Below are 1,546 nucleotides of genomic sequence, written 5' to 3' on the forward strand. Positions count from 1 at the left end.
CGGAACGTGTCAAGATTTTTGAGGCTGGTTGATTAGGGATTCTTTGAGTGAATCTGCTGGTCAGCCTGGTTCTCGGCGGGTGGGTTGATCCATGCTGCTTCGGGCAGGGTTGCCGGTTCGGGGTGCTTGCGGACGAAGCGTTCGGGGTGGCGCTGGTAGGCGGCGGTCAGGACCTCGGCACGGACCGCGTGGACGGTGCCGGCGTGGCCGTGGTGGACGTTGTGTGGGGTGTGCCAGGCGATCCCGGAGTGCCGGTGCGCGGTGTTGTACCAGGTGAAGAAGTCGCGGCAGAAGGCGCGGGCTGCTTCGATGGTGTCGAAGCGGTCCGGGAAGCCGGGCCGGTACTTCAACGTCTTGAAATGCGCTTCGCTGTACGGGTTGTCGTTGCTGGTGTGCGGCCGGGAGTGGCTTCTCGTGACGCCGAGGTCGGCGAGCAGGAACGCCACCGGTTTCGAGGCCATCGAGGAGCCGTTGTCGGCGTGGATGGTCAGTTCGTCGCGGTCGACGTGCTGTTTGACGATCGTGTCGGCCAGCAGTTTCTCGGCCAGGATGCTGGACTCGCGGTCGGCCAAGAGCCAGCCGACGGCGTACCGGCTGTAGATGTCGATGATCACGTACAGGTAGAAGTACTGCCATTTCGCCGGGCCGTGCAGCTTCGTGATGTCCCACGACCACACGGTGTTCGGGCCGGTCGCGACCAGTTCCGGCTTGACCCGCGCCGGGTGAGTGGCCTGCGCTCGGCGTTCGCGGACCTCGCCGTGTTCACGCAGGATCCGGTACATCGTCGAGACACTCGCGAGGTAGGCGCCCTCGTCGAGCAGCTCGTGGTAGACCGTGGCCGGCGCCTTGTCGACGTGTTCGGGGTGGTTCAGCAGCGCACGCACGCTGTCGCGCTCGGCCTGCGACAACGCCCGCGGCTGCGGCTTACGCACGCGTGGTTCCCGTTCGGGTTTCGGGCTCTGCCGGTGCCGGCGGTAGTGGTTGGCCTGCGGGCGTCCGGCCGCCGTGCACGCCGCCCGCACCGACCCGAGCACGGCGGTCAGCTCGGCGATCGCCGCGTCGATCACGGCTTCGGCTCGCTCCCGGAGTCCGGGGCGCTGCTGGTCGCGAGCTGACCCAGCAGCGCGGAGAGTTTTCCCTGCACCTCGATCACCGACTGCGCCTTCGCGAGCTCCGCGGCCAGGCGCTCGTTCTCGCGCCGCAACTGGGCCAGCTCCCTGTCGCGCGTATCGCCCGGCGGACGTCCCGCCGGACGGGCCAGGGCCTGCCGGGCACCCCGATCCCGCTGCTGACGCCACGTCGTGATCAACGACGAATACAGGCCCTCCCGCCGCAGGAGCGCGCCCTTGCCCGCCTTGTCGAGCGCCTCGTACTCCTCCAGGATCCGCGCCTTGTACGCGGCCGAGTAACTACGCGATCTCGCCTTCGCCGGAACCTCCGGGTCAGGCACCTCACTATTCGAACCCACCGGTGGTGGTCTCCTCGCTCGCCCTCAGCTCAACGTTTCAAGAGTAAATCTTGCCTCTCATGATCTTGGCACAGAGGG

At 67.2% G+C, this 1,546-nt stretch carries 1 protein-coding gene; it reads right to left on the bottom strand.

Translation table 11 applies throughout. From position 1 onward, the window contains the following. Positions 1 to 32: 32 nt before the first annotated feature. A protein-coding gene (locus tag BC793_RS48555) for an IS3 family transposase (protein ID WP_373871347.1) occupies positions 33 to 1,468 on the bottom strand; the annotation gives its coding sequence in 2 pieces (ribosomal slippage) (positions 33 to 1,138 and positions 1,138 to 1,468; 1,437 coding nt in all). Between the last annotated feature and the right edge of the window lie 78 nt (positions 1,469 to 1,546).

The organism is Actinoplanes xinjiangensis (assembly GCF_003148685.1).
GTDB classification, from domain to species: Bacteria; Actinomycetota; Actinomycetes; order Mycobacteriales; family Micromonosporaceae; genus Actinoplanes; species Actinoplanes xinjiangensis.